General features: G+C 64.0%; 13 protein-coding genes. 5 read left to right on the forward strand and 8 right to left on the reverse strand.

Annotated elements, in window-relative coordinates; translation table 11 throughout:
• Positions 1-190: 190 nt before the first annotated feature.
• From AT984_RS14105 to ruvC, 3 genes are all read left to right on the forward strand, one after another.
• The gene (locus tag AT984_RS14105; RefSeq protein WP_058720634.1) at positions 191-820 is read left to right on the forward strand and encodes a lysophospholipid acyltransferase family protein; all 630 of its coding nucleotides are present in this window, start codon (positions 191-193) and stop codon (positions 818-820) included.
• Positions 817-1,803 carry a phosphatidate cytidylyltransferase gene (locus AT984_RS14110; protein ID WP_058720635.1) on the forward strand — a complete coding sequence of 329 codons (987 nt, stop codon included), beginning with the start codon at positions 817-819 and terminating at the stop codon, positions 1,801-1,803. The genes AT984_RS14105 and AT984_RS14110 overlap by 4 nt, the downstream gene beginning before the upstream one ends.
• 143 nt (positions 1,804-1,946) lie before the next feature.
• Positions 1,947-2,495 carry a crossover junction endodeoxyribonuclease RuvC gene (ruvC, locus tag AT984_RS14115; protein WP_058720636.1) on the forward strand — a complete coding sequence of 183 codons (549 nt, stop codon included), beginning with the start codon at positions 1,947-1,949 and terminating at the stop codon, positions 2,493-2,495.
• 35 nt (positions 2,496-2,530) lie between these two features.
• Here the strand turns inward: ruvC and AT984_RS14120 are convergent, their stop codons facing one another.
• Positions 2,531-3,022 carry a PEP-CTERM sorting domain-containing protein gene (locus tag AT984_RS14120; RefSeq protein ID WP_058720637.1) on the reverse strand — a complete coding sequence of 164 codons (492 nt, stop codon included), beginning with the start codon at positions 3,020-3,022 and terminating at the stop codon, positions 2,531-2,533.
• An 18-nt stretch (positions 3,023-3,040) separates the two neighbouring features.
• A complete protein-coding gene (locus AT984_RS14125; RefSeq protein ID WP_058720638.1) occupies positions 3,041-6,082 on the reverse strand; it encodes an ExeM/NucH family extracellular endonuclease in 3,042 nt (1,013 codons plus the stop codon).
• 294 nt (positions 6,083-6,376) lie between these two features.
• On the opposite strand from AT984_RS14125, the gene AT984_RS14130 reads away from it, so the two are divergent.
• Both AT984_RS14130 and AT984_RS14135 read left to right on the forward strand, forming a co-directional pair.
• Positions 6,377-8,158: an ABC transporter ATP-binding protein gene (locus AT984_RS14130; protein ID WP_058720639.1), complete on the forward strand. Its 1,782-nt coding sequence runs from the start codon at positions 6,377-6,379 to the stop codon at positions 8,156-8,158.
• A gap of 10 nt (positions 8,159-8,168) precedes the next feature.
• Positions 8,169-9,938 carry an ABC transporter ATP-binding protein gene (locus AT984_RS14135; protein ID WP_231741428.1) on the forward strand — a complete coding sequence of 590 codons (1,770 nt, stop codon included), beginning with the start codon at positions 8,169-8,171 and terminating at the stop codon, positions 9,936-9,938.
• Between the two features lie 31 nt (positions 9,939-9,969).
• On the opposite strand, the gene AT984_RS14140 is transcribed toward AT984_RS14135, so the two are convergent.
• From AT984_RS14140 to AT984_RS14165, 6 genes are all read right to left on the reverse strand, one after another.
• Positions 9,970-10,155 carry a hypothetical protein gene (locus AT984_RS14140; protein WP_058720641.1) on the reverse strand — a complete coding sequence of 62 codons (186 nt, stop codon included), beginning with the start codon at positions 10,153-10,155 and terminating at the stop codon, positions 9,970-9,972.
• 9 nt (positions 10,156-10,164) lie between these two features.
• Entirely contained in the window at positions 10,165-11,100 is a 936-nt protein-coding gene (gene lpxC / locus AT984_RS14145) for a UDP-3-O-acyl-N-acetylglucosamine deacetylase (protein WP_058720642.1), read from the reverse strand.
• A 17-nt stretch (positions 11,101-11,117) separates the two neighbouring features.
• Complete coding sequence (locus AT984_RS14150) at positions 11,118-13,154, reverse strand: sensor histidine kinase (protein ID WP_197418104.1); 2,037 nt, start codon at positions 13,152-13,154, stop codon at positions 11,118-11,120.
• Between the two features lie 224 nt (positions 13,155-13,378).
• On the reverse strand, positions 13,379-14,623 hold the full coding sequence (gene ftsZ / locus AT984_RS14155; RefSeq protein ID WP_058720644.1) for a cell division protein FtsZ: 1,245 nt from the start codon (positions 14,621-14,623) through the stop codon (positions 13,379-13,381).
• 138 nt (positions 14,624-14,761) lie between these two features.
• Positions 14,762-15,991 carry a cell division protein FtsA gene (ftsA, locus tag AT984_RS14160; RefSeq protein WP_058720645.1) on the reverse strand — a complete coding sequence of 410 codons (1,230 nt, stop codon included), beginning with the start codon at positions 15,989-15,991 and terminating at the stop codon, positions 14,762-14,764.
• A 43-nt stretch (positions 15,992-16,034) separates the two neighbouring features.
• Complete coding sequence (locus tag AT984_RS14165) at positions 16,035-16,859, reverse strand: cell division protein FtsQ/DivIB (RefSeq protein WP_058720646.1); 825 nt, start codon at positions 16,857-16,859, stop codon at positions 16,035-16,037.
• Positions 16,860-16,875 lie beyond the last annotated feature (16 nt).

Consider the following 16,875-nt stretch of genomic DNA (forward strand, 5'->3'; position numbering starts at 1 on the left):
GCTTCGACGTTCTATCCATTTCGCCTACAGGGCCTACGCGGGCTTGCGCGGCCCAGACCTTGCCCCTGACGCTTCAACTCCTCGCCGATGCCACGGGGCATCGGCTGCGGCCGTCTCAGCGCCATTGGCTGCGGCCTGGACTCCCGCAATTCCCGCATCCCTCGTGAAACATCCGGGCTAGGATGGCGGCATGTCTCTTGCCAAATTCACCGGCCATTTTCTGGCCGGCCTGGCGCGGCTGATCACCGGCGCCCAAGGCCATTGGAAGGGCTGCCCGCCGAAGGCCGAGCAGCGCATCTATTTCGCCAACCATCAAAGCCATTTCGACTGGGTGCTGATCTGGGCCGCCCTGCCCGGGGATATGCGCGCCCAGACCCGCCCCATCGCCGCGCGTGACTACTGGACCAGCAGCCCGCTCAAGACCTGGCTCACCACTGCCGTGTTCAACGCCGTCTACGTCAGCCGCACCCGCGCCACGCCGGATGATGATCCACTCGAACCGCTGGCGGACGCGCTGACGGCCGGCGACTCGCTGGTGATCTTCCCCGAAGGCACCCGTTCCAACAAAGGCGAGCCGCAGCCCTTCAAGGCCGGGCTCTTCCATCTGGCCGAGCAGTTCCCGCAAGTCGTGCTGGTGCCAACCTGGATCGACAACGTCCAGCGCGTCATGCCCAAGGGCGAAGTGGTGCCGGTACCGATTCTGTGCACCGTGACCTTCGGCGAGCCGCTACACCTGGAGGCGGGCGAGGACAAACGCGCCTTCCTCGAACGCGCCCGCGCCGCGGTGTTGGCGCAGCGCCCCGCAGGTGAACGCCCATGATGGCCTTGCTGCAAAAGCTGGCGCCGCACCAGCAAACCGCCCTGCTCTTCATCGCCTTGCTCAGCACCCTGGTGCTGCTGAGTTGCAGCAGCTTTTTGATGAGCTTGCGCGAAAGCGAAAGCACCGACGAGGCCGTGATGGCGCGGCGCCGCCGCTGGCATCATGAGTTGCGCATGTTGTGGCTGGGCGCCAGCATCTTCTGGGCCGCTTGGGTTTCGGGGCCGGTGGGGGCGACGGTGCTGTTTGGCGTGCTGTCCTTCCTGGCCTTGCGGGAGTTCATCACCTTGCTGCACACCCGCCGCGGTGACCACCGCAGCCTGCTGCTGGCCTTCTTCGTGCTGCTGCCACTGCAATACTTGGTGGTGGGCTTGCGGGAGTTCAATCTCTTCACCGTGCTGATCCCCGTCTACAGCTTTCTGGCCATTCCGGTGGTCAGCGCCCTGGCCGGTGACCCGCGCAATTTTCTGGAGCGTAACGCCAAGATTCAGTGGGGCATCATGGTCTGCATCTACGGCCTCTCGCATGCCCCCGCCCTGCTGCTGCTGGACATGCCCAGCTACTCCGGCCGTGGCGCGTTCTTGCTGTTCTTTCTGGTGATTGTGGTCAGCGGCGGTCATCTGGCCGAGGAACGCGCCGCCACCTGGCTGCGGCGCCGGCCGCTGGCCCGCCATGTTGACCGCGACTTCTCCATGCGCGCCTGGTGGGCCGGCGTGCTGGGGGCCGCGCTGCTGGGCGCAGCACTGTTCTGGATCACTCCCTTCAATGTCTGGCAAGCCATGCTGATGGCCGCGGCTGCGGCTGGAGCGGGCAGCTTCGGTGCCCTGGTGATGGAAGCGCTCAAGCGCGATGCCGGCGTGCGCTACTGGGGCAATCAAAGTTCCATCACCGGTGCGGTGGGCCTGCTGGACCGCATCGCGGTGCTGTGCTTTTCGGCACCGGTATTCTTTCACTCGGTGCGGTGGTATTTCAGGTGGGCGAGTTGATGAGAATTCTTGGTATTGACCCCGGTCTACAAACAACGGGCTTTAGCTCCGGCCGGCGCTTGCGCGCCTTCACGTCCGCTGCGCGGACATGAGCCTGCGCTGAAACCCTTCACAACTTCATCCCATTGGCTGCCTCAAACACCATGCGTATCCTCGGTATTGACCCCGGTCTACAGACAACGGGCTTTGGCGTCATCGAGGCGGATGGGCCGCGCCTGAGCTATATCGCCAGCGGCACCATCAAGACCAGCGCCGTGGCCACCGGTGACTTGCCGGCGCGTTTGAAAATCATCTTCGACGGTGTGCGGGAAGTGACGGCGCGTTATCAGCCGACTTGCGCAGCGGTGGAGATCGTCTTCGTCAACGTCAACCCGCAGTCCACCTTGCTCTTGGGCCAGGCGCGCGGCGCGGCCATCACCGCCCTGGTGTCTTGCGACTTGGCGGTGTCGGAGTACACCGCGCTACAAATGAAAAAGGCCGTGGTGGGCCACGGCCATGCAAAGAAGGAGCAGGTGCAGTTGATGGTGCAGCGCCTTTTGAGCTTGCCCGGCGAGCCCGGCAAAGACGCCGCCGATGCCCTGGGCCTGGCCATCATGCACGCGCATGCCAGCGTGAGCTTCGCGGCCATGAGCCGCAGCACCACCTTGCAGCGGCGCCAGCATGCGCAGTTCAAGGGCAGCCGGACTTATTAAGAACTTGTCCGGCCCCCCTCGACGCTAGCTCAGGCTTAAGCCTGGCGGCGGCGAACCAACATGCCCAAGGCCAGCAAGCCGGCCAAGCTCAAGGCCCAGCTCGAAGGCTCAGGCACGGCGCTGATGGCGTAGGCGCCCGAGCTCTCAATGCCCGACGTTGGCTGGTACTTCAAGTACGCGTCGCTGGCATCAAAACTACCCGAGGTCATGTTCAGCTGCGCCGTGGGGCTGGCGTACTGATAGCTCAGGCCCAGGAACACGCCGTCCTGGAAGTCAGCGGTCGGCGCCAAGCTGGCATCGGCCAAGCCGTAGTTGTGGCCCAGAAAGCTCAGGCTGAAGCTGGTCAACGACAAGCTCTCAGAACCCACGCCGCCTAGCGCGGCGTCGGCGTAGCTGTACTGGCCGCTGAAGCTCTGGCCCAGCAAGGGGCCAGCGTCGAGTTGGCCATTGAAGTTGAAGCTGGCGGCTTGGGCAGCCAGGCTGGCCAGGCCCAAGGCCAGGGCGAGGGTGGTTTTACGGAACATCATGATGGGGTTCTCCTCGAATTAGAACTTGAAGCTATTGGCTTGCACGGCCGCGCAGGCCACGCCCTTGAGCGCGACCACGGGGCGTGACTTGGCGGGGCCGGCGGCACCGTCAGGGTCGTAGCCAATCAGGGCTCCACCGGCGGAGGCGGAGCAGGTCACAAAGCCCTGGGCCAGCGGATCGCTGCTGCTGATGCCGACATTGCGCAGCAAGCCGGTGAAGACCAACTGGTCAATACCGGGCTTGAAGTCGGTGATGGTGTCCAGGCCATCGGCGCCGGTGTTGTAGACGAACTGGTCATGGCCGCCGTTGCCGGTCAGGGTGTCACGACCCAGGCCGCCTTCGATCACATCGTCACCGGGCGTGCCCACGATCACATCGTTGCCAGCCGTGCCCTTGATGCTCTTCACCAAGTTCAGGCCCAGCACCATGGGGTCATGGTCGGACGAACGGAAAGGCGTGGGGGCATAGAAGTCCGCCGGTTTGAACTCGGTGTTGTAGTCGATCACCAGCGGCTCATCGGCGTTGATGTGCCAGGACGTGGCGCCCGTGACCTTGCTCGCAATGCTGGCGCTGCCGAAGCCATGGTCCAGACGGCCGGCGAAGCCGTCGAAGACGTAGGAGTAGTCGGCCGGCTCGAACATGCCCACCAGGTCCACGATCTGACCGTCTTGCGTCAGCGTGTGGATCGGGTCTTCTTGCGCGTAGGAGTTGAAGTCACCCAGCAGCACCAGATCTTGCGTGCCGGCTGTGGTCTTCACCTGGTTGATGAAGTTCTGCAACTGCAGCGCCTGTTCGATACGCTGAGCGTTGTAGCAGCCCTGCAGATCGCCCTGGTCGGCATTGACGCCGCTGGCACCCGAGCAGCTCTTGGACTTGAAGTGGTTCACCACCACCGCAAAGCGCTCGCCATTGGGGGCCTGGAAACCTTGGGCAAAGGTCGGCCGGTTGTTGATGGCGTTGTTGTCGGAGATCGAGGCGCCCGCCAGCTTGAGCGTGGCGGGCTTGTAGATCATGGCCACGCGGATGGCATCGTCACCGGTGCCTTGAGCCGGCAGCGGAGCGGCGGCGTAGGTGCCCGCGCCCATCTTGGCATTGAGCGCACCCACCAGGGTTTGCAAAGCCACGTCGCCGTTGTTCTGGATCTCCATCAGACCCACCACATCGGCGTTGAGCGTGCTCAGCTCGGCCACGGTCTTGGCGATCTGGCGCTGGAACTCGTTCAGGTTGTCGGCGCCACGGCAGTTCGATGCCGAGACCGCGCCGCCCAAGGAACAACCCTGGCCGGTGCCACCGGCGGCCGTTTGGCCGTTGGTGAAGGTGGTGAAGAAGTTCAAGACATTGGCGCTGGCCACGCGTACATTGCCACCCACGGCAGGTGCCGTCAGGGGGCGCGGGTTGCTGCGTGCGAAGACCGGGGCCACGGTGGGCTGCAGGCGGTACATCGAGGCGCCGGTGGCATTGGCCGTGGCGGGGCCGAAGTCGATCACGCCGGTCAGCGACTCGGCCGTGTCACCGGCGCGGATCGTGTTGTCAGCGCCCAGATAGGGGATCACGGCAGGGTTCTGGGCCGAGCTGTTGTCGTCCAGGATGATGGCGCGGGCCAGATTGGCGCTGGCCAGGTTTTGCGCGTCCACACCGGGGCGCATCACATTGGTGGGCTGCAGAAGGCGGCCACCTGCGGCCAGGGTCAGCTGACCATAGCGGCCCAGGAAGTAGTTCTGCTGCACGGTGATGGGGCCGGTCAGCGTGACCAGCATGCCCTCATAGGCTTCCAGACCGCCAGGTGCCAGCGTCGTCAGGTCCACCGGGGTGGGCGTGATGGCGTTACCGGTGCTCAGCGTGCTCAGGCCAGTGATGTTCTTCAGCTGGGTGATGGTGCCCTGGCCGGCCGTGAACTCGGCGACTTGGCCGCTCAGCGAGACTTCTGCGCCGACAGCGACGGTGGGCGCCGTGACGGTGTAGACAAAGATGCCGTCCGAGGTGCTGGCATCGCCATCACCCAGGCGGTCTTGCATGTAGAAGCCGGTGGCCACCACATGGGTGACGATGCCGCGGGTGCTGACGGTCTGGCCGACCAGCGGGCTGCTGGCGCCACTGCCTTGAATGTTGTAGATCGGGCTCAGGCCCGTCACCGCCAGATTGAAGCTGCACGAAGCCTGCTGGCCGTCGTTATTGCTCCACTGCAGGCTCAGGGGATAGCTACCCACCGGCACAGCGCCGGTCACACTGACCGACTGCGTAGCCACGCCGCCGGCCCCGGCTGCCGCAGTGAAGGTGCCCAGGGTCACGCCGGCCGGCCAGTTGCCGCTGATTTGGGCGCTGTTGACGCGGCTGTCGGCGTCGGTCGCGCTGAGCAAGAAATTGCCGGCCACGCCAGAAGCGCTCGAGGCATCCGGGCAGGTGGCGATGATGGGTTGAGCGACAGAACCGCCGCCGCAAACGTTTGCCGGTGTCGCCGAATTGCGCAACATCGGGGTGCCGAGGCTGAAGTCAGCGCTGTTGTTGTCGCTGTCGGTGCAACCATTGTTCTTGCGCAGGGCCGAGGTCGTGCTGTTCAAGACCGGTGTGGAGGCGCCTTCAAAGCCGTTGCTGCTGCCGTAGCCAACCATGTCGATCAGCGCGCCGCCGCTGGGATTCGCGCCGTTCAGTGCAGTGGTATTGCCGACCAAGGCCACCTTGCCGCTGGCCGCTGCCATGGTGAGGGTGCCGGTGCCGTCTTGGGTGGTGATGTCAGCGCCCAGAGCGCCAGTGCCCGTGTTTTGGCGGATCAAGAGATAGCGGCCGGGTGCCAGCACCGGATTGGCCAGATTGTTCAGTGCCGACACGCTCCAGTTGCCGGTGCCGGTGGCGCTGCCGTATTGCAGCGAGTAACCCGTCAGATTGACGGGGGCCGAGCCGGCATTGAACAGCTCAACGTAATCGTATTTGAACGAGGGCGAACCGGAGGTGGCTGCGCCGCCGCCGTAGACCTGGCTGATCACCACGCCGGATGTAGACGCCAGCACCAGCGGTGCGGCAAACACAGCCGCCAGCAAGGCGGCAAGGGGTTTGAGTTTCATGGAGTTTGCATCGTCAAAAAGATACCGAGGGTCCGGACTCGTCGGCTGCGCCAGCAAAATTTGGCAGCGCGTGCACGCCCGGCGCTTGCGCCCGATTCACTCAGGCACTGCAACTGATACTAGCGCCCGAATATGACGCCCGATGACATATTCGGCCCTCGGTTTGAGGGGTCGGGTTCCCCCTCATCGACCACCCATTTTTGGCCTGGCGCGCTGCCGATGCGCAGGCGCTTCAGGCTCGACACCTAGAATCTGCCACCCACCCCACCCCTTCCCCACCCGGACCGCCCGCCGATGACCCTGACCCAAATGCTGGCCGGCTTTGTGCGCCGCCACTGGCGTGCCTATGCGGCATCGGCCCTGATGCTGCTGAGCATTGCCGTTTTGACCACCTGGATCCCGCGTCAGGTCGGCCACGTGGTGGACGGCATGGTGGCGGGCACGCTACGGGGTCAGGTCTTGCTGACGCAGCTGGGCCTGCTGGTCGGCGCCGGGGCGATGATTTATTTGCTGCGGGTGGGCTGGCGCCTGGCCCTGTTCGCCGCCGCTTACCGGCTGGGCCAGCAACTGCGCACCCAGCTCTATGCGCGCCTGACTTTGCAAGGCCCGGGCTTTTTCCAGGCCAAGCGCACCGGCGACTTGATGGCCCTGGCGACCAATGATGTGGACGCCGTCGAGATGGCCGCGGGCGAAGCCTTGCTGGCGGCCTTTGACGGCTCGCTGACCTTGATCTTGGTGCTCTTGATGATGACCCTGGGCGTGGACTGGCGCCTCGGCTTGGCCGCACTCCTGCCCTTCCCTTTCATGGCCCTGGCCTTTTGGCGCATTTCAGACCATGTGCATCTGGCTTGGCAAAGCTCACTGTCGCGCTTCTCGCTGCTGAACCAACATGTGCAAGAAGGCCTGGCCAGCGTGCGCACCCTGCGCGCCCTGGGCCTGACCCGCCACAACGGCCAGCAGTTCCACACCCTGGCCGCCAGCGCTGCCGAGTCCAGCTACCAGGCGCAGAAATGGGAGGCCGCCTACGAGCCGGCCGTCGGCATGACGCTGAGTGCGGCCACCGTCATCGCCCTGGGCCTGGGCGGCTTGCTGGTGGCCAAGCAAGAACTGAGCATCGGCCAGCTGACCTCCTTCACCATGTATTTGGGCCAGCTGATTTGGCCGATGTTTGCGGCCGGTTGGGTGTTGTCGCTGCTGGAACGCGGCCGCGCCGCCTGGGACCGGCTGCAGCCGGTGCTGGCCGCACCGCTGAGCCTCAGCGACGAGGGCCAGGCCAGCATGCCCAAGAAGGCGCAAATCGACTTCGAGGCCATCAGCTTCAGCTACCCCGAGGCCGGCCGCCAAGCCCTGCACGAGGTGAGCCTGCGCCTACCGCCCGGCAGCACCCTGGGCCTGGTGGGGCCTACCGGCGCGGGCAAATCGACCTTGCTGAGCTTGCTGCTGCGCCAGCGTGAACCCAGCAGCGGGCGCATCACGGTCAGTGGCTCCAGCGCCAGTTCCGACCCCGACGCACAAACCAGCCTGGCCCTGCCCGAGCTGCGCTTGCAAAGCCTGCGCGAGAGCATCGCCTGGGTGCCGCAAGAGCCGTTTTTGTTCTCGGCCAGCATCGCGGACAACATCGCCCTGGCCAAGCCCACGGCCAGCCGGGCCGAGATTGAAGCGGCCGCGCGCCAAGCCGCCGTGCACGAGGACATTACTCGCCTGCCCCGCGGCTACGACACCGAGGTGGGCGAGCGCGGCGTGGCCCTCTCCGGCGGCCAGCGCCAGCGGGTGGCGATTGCGCGGGCCTTGCTGGCCGCCGCACCCATCCTCTTGCTGGACGATGCGCTGTCTGCCGTGGACACCGGTACCGAGTCGCAAATCCTGACCCATCTGCGCGAGCTGCGCGAGGCGCGGCCCGAGTGCAGCGTCATCATCAACAGCCACCGCCTTAGCGCCGTGATGGACGCCGACCAAATTGCTGTGCTGCGCGATGGACGCATCACCGAACTCGGCAGCCATGCCGAGCTGCTGGCGCGTGCCGGCTGGTACGCCACGCAATGGCGCTATCAACAACTGGAGGCCAGCCTTGCTTGAGCCGGAAACCGTGACCAAAAAAGACGAGCGGCCCTGGGCCTCGGTCGGCCTGCTGCTGGAATCCGCCGCGCCCGAAAAGGCCGAGCTGTGGCGCGGCGTGATCTGGCTGTTGGTGGCCGCCGGGCTGGAAGCGCTCACCCCCATTCTGGGCAAACGCTTCATCGATCAGCACTTGCTGCCGCGCCAGTTCGATTTGAATGCGATGGGCTTGCTGCTGGCCACACTGCTGGCCTGCGGCTGGGCCGCCAGCTGGATTCGCTATGCCCAGCTCAGCCGCATGGCCGGTGTGGCGCAGCGTTCGGTGCTGCGCCTGCGTGAGCGGGTGTACGCCCATGTGCTGGCCTTGCCGATGGCATTTTTCGACCGCGCCATCACCGGCCAGTTGGTCAGCCGCGTCACCAACGACAGTGAGGCGGTCAACACCTTGTACCGACAGGTGCTCTACGTGATGCTGGACTCCAGCATCGTGGTGCTGGGCTCGCTGGTGGCAATGGCCTGGCTGGACTGGCAGCTGATGTTGATCGTGGCCATGTTGATACCGGCCATGGTGGTCATCATCTTGCTATACCAGCGCCTCAGTGCACCGGCCGTGGCGCGCGCCCGCCAATTGCGCAGCGAGATCAATGCGCAGATGGCCGAGAGCATGGCCGGCATGGCCATGCTGCAGGCGGCAGGAGCGGCGGCGCGCTTTGGCCAACGCTTCGAGCAGACCAATGGCGCGCATTGGTCCGCCCGCATAGACGAGCTGCGGGCCAATGCCTGGCTCTTGCGCCCGGCGCTGGACTTGCTCAATGTGCTGCTACTGGTGACGGTGATTTACGGCTTCGGCCGGCGCGAACTGTCGGGCCTGGAAGTGGGCTTGCTCTACGCCTTCCTGAGCTATATCGCCCGGGTGGTAGAGCCGCTGATTCAAATCACCATGCAGTTCGGGCAGCTGCAGCAATCCATGGTGGCGGCCTCGCGGGTGCGCAGCCTGCTGCAAGAGAGCGCGGCCGTGCCGGTCACGACCGCCGGCCAAGACATCAAGAAGGGCCAGATCGATATTGAGCAGCTGAGCTTTGGCTACACGACCGAGCGGCCGGTGTTGCATGAGCTGAATCTGCATATCCCGGCCGGCTCTTTCGTCGGCATCGTCGGCCACACCGGCAGCGGCAAGTCCACGCTCTTGTCTCTGCTCTTGCGCTTTTATGCCGCGCAGCTGGGCCGCATCAGCATCGACGGCCAGGCGCTGTCCGGCATCCCGGACGAGGCCTTTCGCGCCGCCGTGGGCCTGGTGCCGCAAGAGCCCTACTTGGTCGCCGCATCGGCACGCGAGAACATCAGCATGGGCCGCGACATCAGCGAAGAGCAATTGCGTGCCGCCGCCCGCGCCGCCCGCATCGACGATTTTCTGAGCGCCCTGCCGCAGGGCTACGACACCTTGCTGGGCGAAGGCGGCGCGCGCGTATCGACCGGCCAGAAACAGCTGATCGCCATGGCACGCGCCCTGGCCGGCGCACCCAAGATCTTGTTCCTGGATGAGGCCACCTCCAACATCGACAGCGCCACCGAGCAAGTTGTGGGTGAGGCGCTGAGCGCGCTGCGCGGCCAAGTCACCCTGCTGGCCATCGCCCACCGTCTGTCCACCATCCGCGCGGCGGATCAGATCATTGTGCTCAACCACGGCCAATTGGCTGAGCGCGGCACGCATGAGGAATTGATGGCGCTGCCCGGCGGCATCTACCAACGCCTGGTGCAACTGCAGGCCCTGGAGGAGCCGGCCAGTGGTGAGGCTGAATGAAGGCGCGGCTTAGGCAGAAGGCGCCCCGGCCTCACAACATCAAGGCTAGGCGCTCCAGAATCAGCACGGCGAAAAATCCCAGCCCGGCCAGCACCGTCCATTTGATGATCAGCAGGCCGCGCTGGCGCCACACAACTTGCCCGGTGCCGATGTAGAGCGCGAAAGACACCACGCCCGCGAACAGCAGCAGGCCGACAACCAGGCGGAAGAGCATCATGAGGCGTAATTACCAGGCAGGTGCCAGCTTGGCGAAGCCGGCGGGTGCGTCGGCTTCATTGTCGAAGCTGACAATTTCATAGGCGGACTCATCCGCCAGCAAGGCGCGCAGCAATTTGTTATTGAGCGCGTGGCCACCTTTGAAGGAGGTGTAGGCCGCCAGCAGCGGATAGCCCACCACCTGCATATCGCCGATGGCGTCGAGGATCTTGTGCTTGACGAATTCATCGTCGTAGCGCAGGCCGTCGGCATTGAGCACCTTGTAGTCGTCCACCACGATGGCGTTGTCCATCGAGCCGCCCAGGGTCAGGCCGCGTGAGCGCATCAGCTCGATATCGCTGGTCATGCCGAAGGTACGGGCACGGGCGATCTCGCGCTTGTACTGGCCCGAGCCCATATCGAACACATATTGCTGGCCGGTGGCAGAGACGGCCGGATTGTCGAACTCGATCTCGAAGCTGAGCGTGTAGCCGTGATGCGGGCTCAGGCGCGCCCACATCAGGCGCTTGCCCTCGCCCTGGCGCACTTCCACCGTCTTCTTGACGCGCAGAAACTTCTTGGCTGCCTTCTGCTGCTCGATGCCGGCGCTTTGCAAGAGGTAGACAAAGCTGGCGGCCGAGCCGTCGAGGATGGGCACTTCGTCGGCATTGATGTCGACGATGAGGTTGTCCAGCCCCAGGCCCGCACAGGCCGAGAGCAGATGTTCGATGGTCTGCACCTTGGGCCCGCCGGGGTCACCGCCGGGGCTAACGGTGGTGGCCATGCGGGTGTCGCAGACGGTCTCGGTGCGCACCGGAATGTCCACCGGCGTGTTCAGATCCACGCGTCGAAACACAATGCCGGTGTCCGGCGGAGCCGGGCGCAGAGTCAATTCAACCCTTTGTCCGCTGTGAATGCCCACGCCCACGGCGCGGGTCAAGGACTTGAGCGTTCTTTGTTGCAGCATGGCTCGATTGTCGGTGATTACCCGTGGGCTTGCTGGCCCAAGGGCTCTGCGCCGGGCTCCTCGCGCACGACCGGCAAACGCAGGCTCAAGCGGGTGCCCTGGCCGGGGCTGGAGTCGACGCGCAGCTTGCCGCCCAAGCGCTGGGCGCGCCGCTGCTGGCTCTTCAGGCCGCGGCCGCGCTGGGCGGTGGCGAGGTCAAAGCCGTCGCCATCATCTTCAACACGAATCTCCACCTGGCCCCCTTGATGGCGGGTCACCAGGCGCACGCGCCTGGCGCGCGCATGCTTGAGCACATTGGTCAGCGCTTCTTGCATCAAGCGCAAGACATGCAGGGCATCGGGCGGCTCCAGCCAGTCCAGCATGGGCAGGTCTTGCACATCCCATTCCAGCGTCAGGCCGCCGGCTTGCAGGCGCTTGCCCAGGCGGTAGCGCATGGTGGCCAACAGCGACACCAAGTCATGGCCGATGGGCTCCAGCGAGTCGATCACCAAACGCAAATCGTCCACGCATTCGCGCAAGACTTCGACCACGCGGTCTTGCTCCATGCTGCCCTGCTCCACCGCCACCATGGCCGATAGCAGCGAGGAGCCCAGGCCATCGTGCATGTCTTGCATCAGGCGCTGGCGCTCCAGCAGCAAGGCCTGCTGGCGCTCGGCCTCGCGCAATTTGTCGTGCTGCAACTGCAACTCGCGGCTTTGGGCGTCCAGACGCTGAGCCAGGTTTTCGTTCAGCAGCGCCACCTCGTAGACCGCGCCGACATAACGGTTCTGCACCGCAAACAAAAAGCTGGCCACGATCATCAGGGTGGCAAAAGGCATCAGATAGAGATCCTCATGCCAGGCCCAGCCAGCCAAAACCACCAGATCGTGCAAGCCCAAAACCAAGCTCAGCACCAGGCTCAAAGCGATCAAGCGCAGGCCGTAGCGGCGCTCCTTGAAGGCCACGACGCAGACAAAGCCGGTGCAGACCGCCCCCACCACCGCATTGACGGCGTGCTGGGCCACCAGGCCATCAAACAGATGGCTCCACAAGGGCAAGGTGGCGGCACTGCTGAGCAGCACAAAAACGCCCAGTGCAGCCTCAAAGCGCGGATAGCAGCGCCGGCAAAAACGCAGCACAAACAAAAAGGTCAGCACCATCACCCAGGCCATCGCGGCATGGGTGACCCACCAGAACCACTCCAGCCCTAAGCGGGTGCGGGGCAGATCGATGTGATAGTGCAGATTGCGCAAAAGCCAGCCCACCGAGGCCAGGGCAAAAAGCAGATAGGCCGGCTCATCGCGGCGCTTGATCCACAGCGATATGGCAAAGAGGCCCAGCACCACCAAGGTCAGACCGGTGGCCTGCGGCACGCCGATTTGCAAGGCCCAGCGGCGCTGAAAACGCGGTTCAAGATCCTCACGCGGGCCCATCCACGCGGTGGACACCGAATAGAAACTGTCCTCCAGCACCGGCACGGCCAGCACCACTTCCAGGGTCTGCGCCTTGTTCAGCTCGGTCAGTGCCGCAGGGAACACCACCCACAGCGGCCGCACCCATTGCTCACGCGCGCCGGACTGGTTGTCAAACACCGGGCGCCAGCCCTCATCGGTATGCACCAGCACCGCAGCCGCCATGCCGCGCAGCCGCGGCATGTAGAGCGCCACGCTGGTCGGCCACAGGCCTTGTGCGGGTTCATAGCGGAAGCGATACCAGCGCATCTGGTACTGCCGCTCTTCGCCGTAGCGGGCGGCCACCTCGCGGTTGCGCACGTCGGGCAGCTTGACCGGCTTCCAGGTGGCGGGATCGGCGGGCGGTTGCAAATCCGCAGGCAGGCTGCCCGGGCTGCCATCCATGGCCCGCAGCGCCGCCCACCATTCATTCAGGTCGTCACGCGACCAGCGACTCACGGCCAGCTCTGCTTGCACCATTTGATGCCCGGCCAGCTGGCCTGCCGGCGGAGGTGTCGGCCCCAGCTGCGCATGCGCGCTCACCAGCCCCAGGAGCCAGCCCAGGCATAAGCAAACAGCACGGCGCAGCAGTGCCGCTGGCGTCCAGCTCGACCTCAGTGGCATCAAGGCAAATTCGAAGGATTCAGGCATTCAAGGTTTACCGCAAGCCGATTGGCCAATACGCCAATTCACCCATCTCGGATGGGCGCAAGCATGCCACAGCCCGAAGTCGCGCCGCCCCTCATGCAGGCCTTGCGCCAAAAGGAAAACCCGGCGGCGTGAGCAACTCACAGCACCGGGTTCATGCTTGATGCGGCCGGCTACGAAGCCGGGCGCATGGCGGAGACTCAGTCGGCTTGCTTGCGCAAGAAGGCCGGGATCTCGATCTCGTCCATGCCATTGGACGACAGAGCTTCCACCTTGGCGGCGGCCGTACGGCCATGGCGCCAGACGCTGGGCACGCTCATGCCAGCGAAATCATTGCCGCCACCCAGGGCCGGCGAATGGCTGATGCCACCTTGGCCAGGCGCGCTTGCGGCCATGTTCACAGCCTGCGTCAGCACCGGCATATTGTCGGTACCGGTGCGCAGCTGCACTTGCTGTTGCACGACTTGCAGCGGCGCGGCTTGGCGAGCGCGTTGCGAGGACAGGCCGGTGGCGATCACGGTCACGCGCAGCGAGTCGCCCAGGCTTTCATCGTAGGCCGTGCCGTAGATGATGTGGGCTTCTTCAGAGGCGTAACGCTTGATGGCGTTCATGGCGTTGCGCGACTCGCTCAGCTTGAAATTGCCCTTGGCAGCGGCGATCAGCACCAGCACGCCACGCGCGCCGGACAGATCGATACCTTCCAGCAGCGGGCAAGCCACGGCAGCTTCGGCGGCCTTGGCAGCGCGGTCGGGGCCGCTGGCTTGCGCCGTGCCCATCATGGCCTTGCCGGGTTCGCTCATCACGGTCTTGACGTCTTCGAAGTCGACGTTCACCAGGCCGGGGATGTGGATGATGTCGGAGATACCGCCCACGGCGTTCTTCAGCACATCGTTGGCGTGCGCAAACGCTTGGTCCTGCGTGACGTCGTCACCCAGCACGTCCAGCAGCTTGTCGTTCAACACCACGATCAGCGAATCGACATTGGCTTCCAGCTCGGCCAGGCCAGCATCGGCGGCCTTGGCGCGGCGGTTGCCTTCAAATTCGAAAGGTTTGGTCACCACACCGACGGTGAGGATGCCCATTTCCTTGGCCACGCGAGCGATCACAGGCGCAGCACCGGTACCGGTACCACCACCCATGCCGGCGGTGATGAAGAGCATATTGGCGCCTTGAATGGCGTCGCGAATACGCGCTTCGGCTTCCACCGCAGCGGCCTGACCCATCTCGGGTTTGGCGCCAGCGCCCAGGCCGGAGGTGCCCAACTGCAGCAGCTGGTCAGCCTTCGAGCGATTGAGCGCTTGAGCGTCGGTATTGGCGCAGATGAATTCCACCCCTTGCACGCCCTGAGCAATCATGTGCTCGACCGCGTTGCCACCGCCACCACCAACCCCGATCACCTTGATTTGGGTGCCTTGGTCAAACTCTTCAATCATTTCGATCGCCATAAATACCTCCTATGCCAATTGTGCCGTTACTACTCATGAAAAACCACCGGGATGACCCTCTTTTTTCATGCCCTGCCGCTGAATTCCGACAGTTAAATCTTCAAAAACGCTGCTCGGACCAAACTCTTGGCCTTGAACTCAGAAATTACCCAAGAACCAATCCTTGGCGCGCCCAAACGCGGTCTTCATGGAACCCGCTTGTTGAGCCGCTTTCAAACCCCGGGTGCGCGACATACGGCCCTCTTCCAACAAGCCCATCACGGTTGCGGAGCGCGGGTTGGAAACCATGTCAAACAAGGCGCCGCTATAGGTCGGATTGCCGCGACGCACGGGTTTGAGGAATATGTCTTCGGCCAACTCAATCATGCCGGGCATGACCGAAGAACCGCCGGTCAGAACGATGCCGGAGGACAGCAATTCCTCGTAGCCGCTTTCGCGAATGACTTGCTGCACCAGCGAAAATATTTCCTCGACGCGCGGCTCAATCACCCCCGCCAACGCTTGTTTGGACAACATGCGCGGCGCGCGGTCACCCAAACCAGGGACCTCAACTTGATCGGCCGGATCCGCCAGTAATTGTTTGGCCACACCGTGCTCGACCTTGATTTCCTCGGCATCTTTGGTGGGCGTGCGCAAGGCCATCGCAATATCGCTGGTAATCAAATCACCAGCAATTGGTATTACGGCGGTATGGCGAATGGAACCGCCGGTGAATATCGCCACATCGGTGGTGCCGGCGCCAATATCCACGATGGCCACGCCCAGGTCACGCTCGTCGGAGGTGAGGGCGGCATGGCTGGAGGCGCTGGGATTCAAAACCAGCTGATCCACTTCCAAACCACAGCGGCGCACGCATTTGACGATGTTTTCGGCCGCACTTTGGGCGCCGGTCACAATATGAACCTTGACTTCCAAGCGGCCGCCGCTCATGCCGATAGGCTCTTTGACCTCATGGCCGTCGATCACAAATTCCTGCGGCTCGACCAAAAGCAGGCGCTGGTCGTTGGGAATATTGATGGCTTTGGCGGTTTCAACCACCCGCGCCACGTCCACCGGCGTGACCTCTTTGTCTCGCACAATCACCATGCCGGTGGAGTTTTGGCCGCGAATATGGCTGCCGGTAATGCCGGTGTAAACGCGGGAGATTTTGCAGTCGGCCATCATTTCGGCCTCTTTCAAGGCCTGCTGGATGGATTGCACGGTGGCGTCGATATTCACCACCACGCCGCGCTTCAAGCCATGCGAGGTGGCAACGCCCAAGCCGGCGATGCGCAATTCGCCATTACCCAGCACCTCGGCCACCACCGCCATGATTTTGGCGGTGCCGATATCCAGGCCGACGACCAAATCCTTGTATTCCTTGGCCATTATTTCTTTTCCTTAGAGTTACTTCTTGAGCAGCACGGTGAGGTCAACGGGGCTTTTTGCCGCCTTTGGGCGGCGTCAGCGTGGTGGCAACGCCGCGCAGACGCACGGCAAAACCATCGGCATGACGTAAATCTGCGGACAAAACCGGCGCTTGGTAGCGCGAGGTAATTTGGGTGATGGCGTGCACATATTGGTCAAAACGCGCCAAGACCTCGGCTTCTGTTCCGCGCCCGAGTTCCAGCACCGCACCTTTTTCCATCGTTAAGCGCCACGAACCGCGACCCGACAAATCCAGGCGTTCGGGCCACTCATCCAGCAAAGCGGCGCGGCTGCGCAGCTGTTGCCACATTTGCAGCATCGCGGGCGCGCTGCCCTTGGGGCCAGCCAGAACCGGCAGTTCTTCGTCTTCCACATCGCCCAAATTGGCTTGGAAGACTTCGCCATAGCTGTTCACCAGGCTGCGATCCACATTGGCGTCGCCATGCGCCACCGCGCCTTCGGCCTCCCAGTAGGCGGCCGGCTTGTGTTCTTCCAGCTTGACGCGCAGGCGATTCGGCCAGACACGCTGCACCACGGCGGTGCGAACCCAGGGCACGGCCTCGAAAGCTTCGCGGCCTTGCGGCAAGCTCATGCTCAGAAAGCTGCCCGAGAGTTGGGGCAAGGCATTGGCACGCAAAGTGGCCGCGCTATTGCGCAGCACATCGCCCTCAACCTGGATGGCGCGAATTGCAAACACCGGCAGCCGCGTCACCCAGCGCAAGCTCAGCCAGGCGGCAGCCACCACCAAGGCCGCCAAAAGCAGGGCCGTGACTGCTTGCATCAGACGAATGTCTGGCGGCAGTTGGGCGGGCAGCTTGTCGGCGCGCATGGTTTAGCTTTGAGTT

The organism is Paucibacter sp. KCTC 42545 (assembly GCF_001477625.1).
GTDB lineage: Bacteria > Pseudomonadota > Gammaproteobacteria > Burkholderiales > Burkholderiaceae_C > Paucibacter_A.

What these genes read in the sequence shown, in the direction of transcription:
- AT984_RS14105 (WP_058720634.1), top strand. Translation starts at nt 191, where the DNA reads ATGTCTCTTGCCAAATTCACCGGCCATTTTCTGGCCGGCCTGGCGCGG.
- AT984_RS14110 (WP_058720635.1), top strand. Translation starts at nt 817, where the DNA reads ATGATGGCCTTGCTGCAAAAGCTGGCGCCGCACCAGCAAACCGCCCTG.
- ruvC (WP_058720636.1), top strand. Translation starts at nt 1,947, where the DNA reads ATGCGTATCCTCGGTATTGACCCCGGTCTACAGACAACGGGCTTTGGC.
- AT984_RS14120 (WP_058720637.1), bottom strand. Translation starts at nt 3,022, where the DNA reads ATGATGTTCCGTAAAACCACCCTCGCCCTGGCCTTGGGCCTGGCCAGC.
- AT984_RS14125 (WP_058720638.1), bottom strand. Translation starts at nt 6,082, where the DNA reads ATGAAACTCAAACCCCTTGCCGCCTTGCTGGCGGCTGTGTTTGCCGCA.
- AT984_RS14130 (WP_058720639.1), top strand. Translation starts at nt 6,377, where the DNA reads ATGACCCTGACCCAAATGCTGGCCGGCTTTGTGCGCCGCCACTGGCGT.
- AT984_RS14140 (WP_058720641.1), bottom strand. Translation starts at nt 10,155, where the DNA reads ATGATGCTCTTCCGCCTGGTTGTCGGCCTGCTGCTGTTCGCGGGCGTG.
- lpxC (WP_058720642.1), bottom strand. Translation starts at nt 11,100, where the DNA reads ATGCTGCAACAAAGAACGCTCAAGTCCTTGACCCGCGCCGTGGGCGTG.
- AT984_RS14150 (WP_197418104.1), bottom strand. Translation starts at nt 13,154, where the DNA reads ATGCCACTGAGGTCGAGCTGGACGCCAGCGGCACTGCTGCGCCGTGCT.
- ftsZ (WP_058720644.1), bottom strand. Translation starts at nt 14,623, where the DNA reads ATGGCGATCGAAATGATTGAAGAGTTTGACCAAGGCACCCAAATCAAG.
- ftsA (WP_058720645.1), bottom strand. Translation starts at nt 15,991, where the DNA reads ATGGCCAAGGAATACAAGGATTTGGTCGTCGGCCTGGATATCGGCACC.
- AT984_RS14165 (WP_058720646.1), bottom strand. Translation starts at nt 16,859, where the DNA reads ATGCGCGCCGACAAGCTGCCCGCCCAACTGCCGCCAGACATTCGTCTG.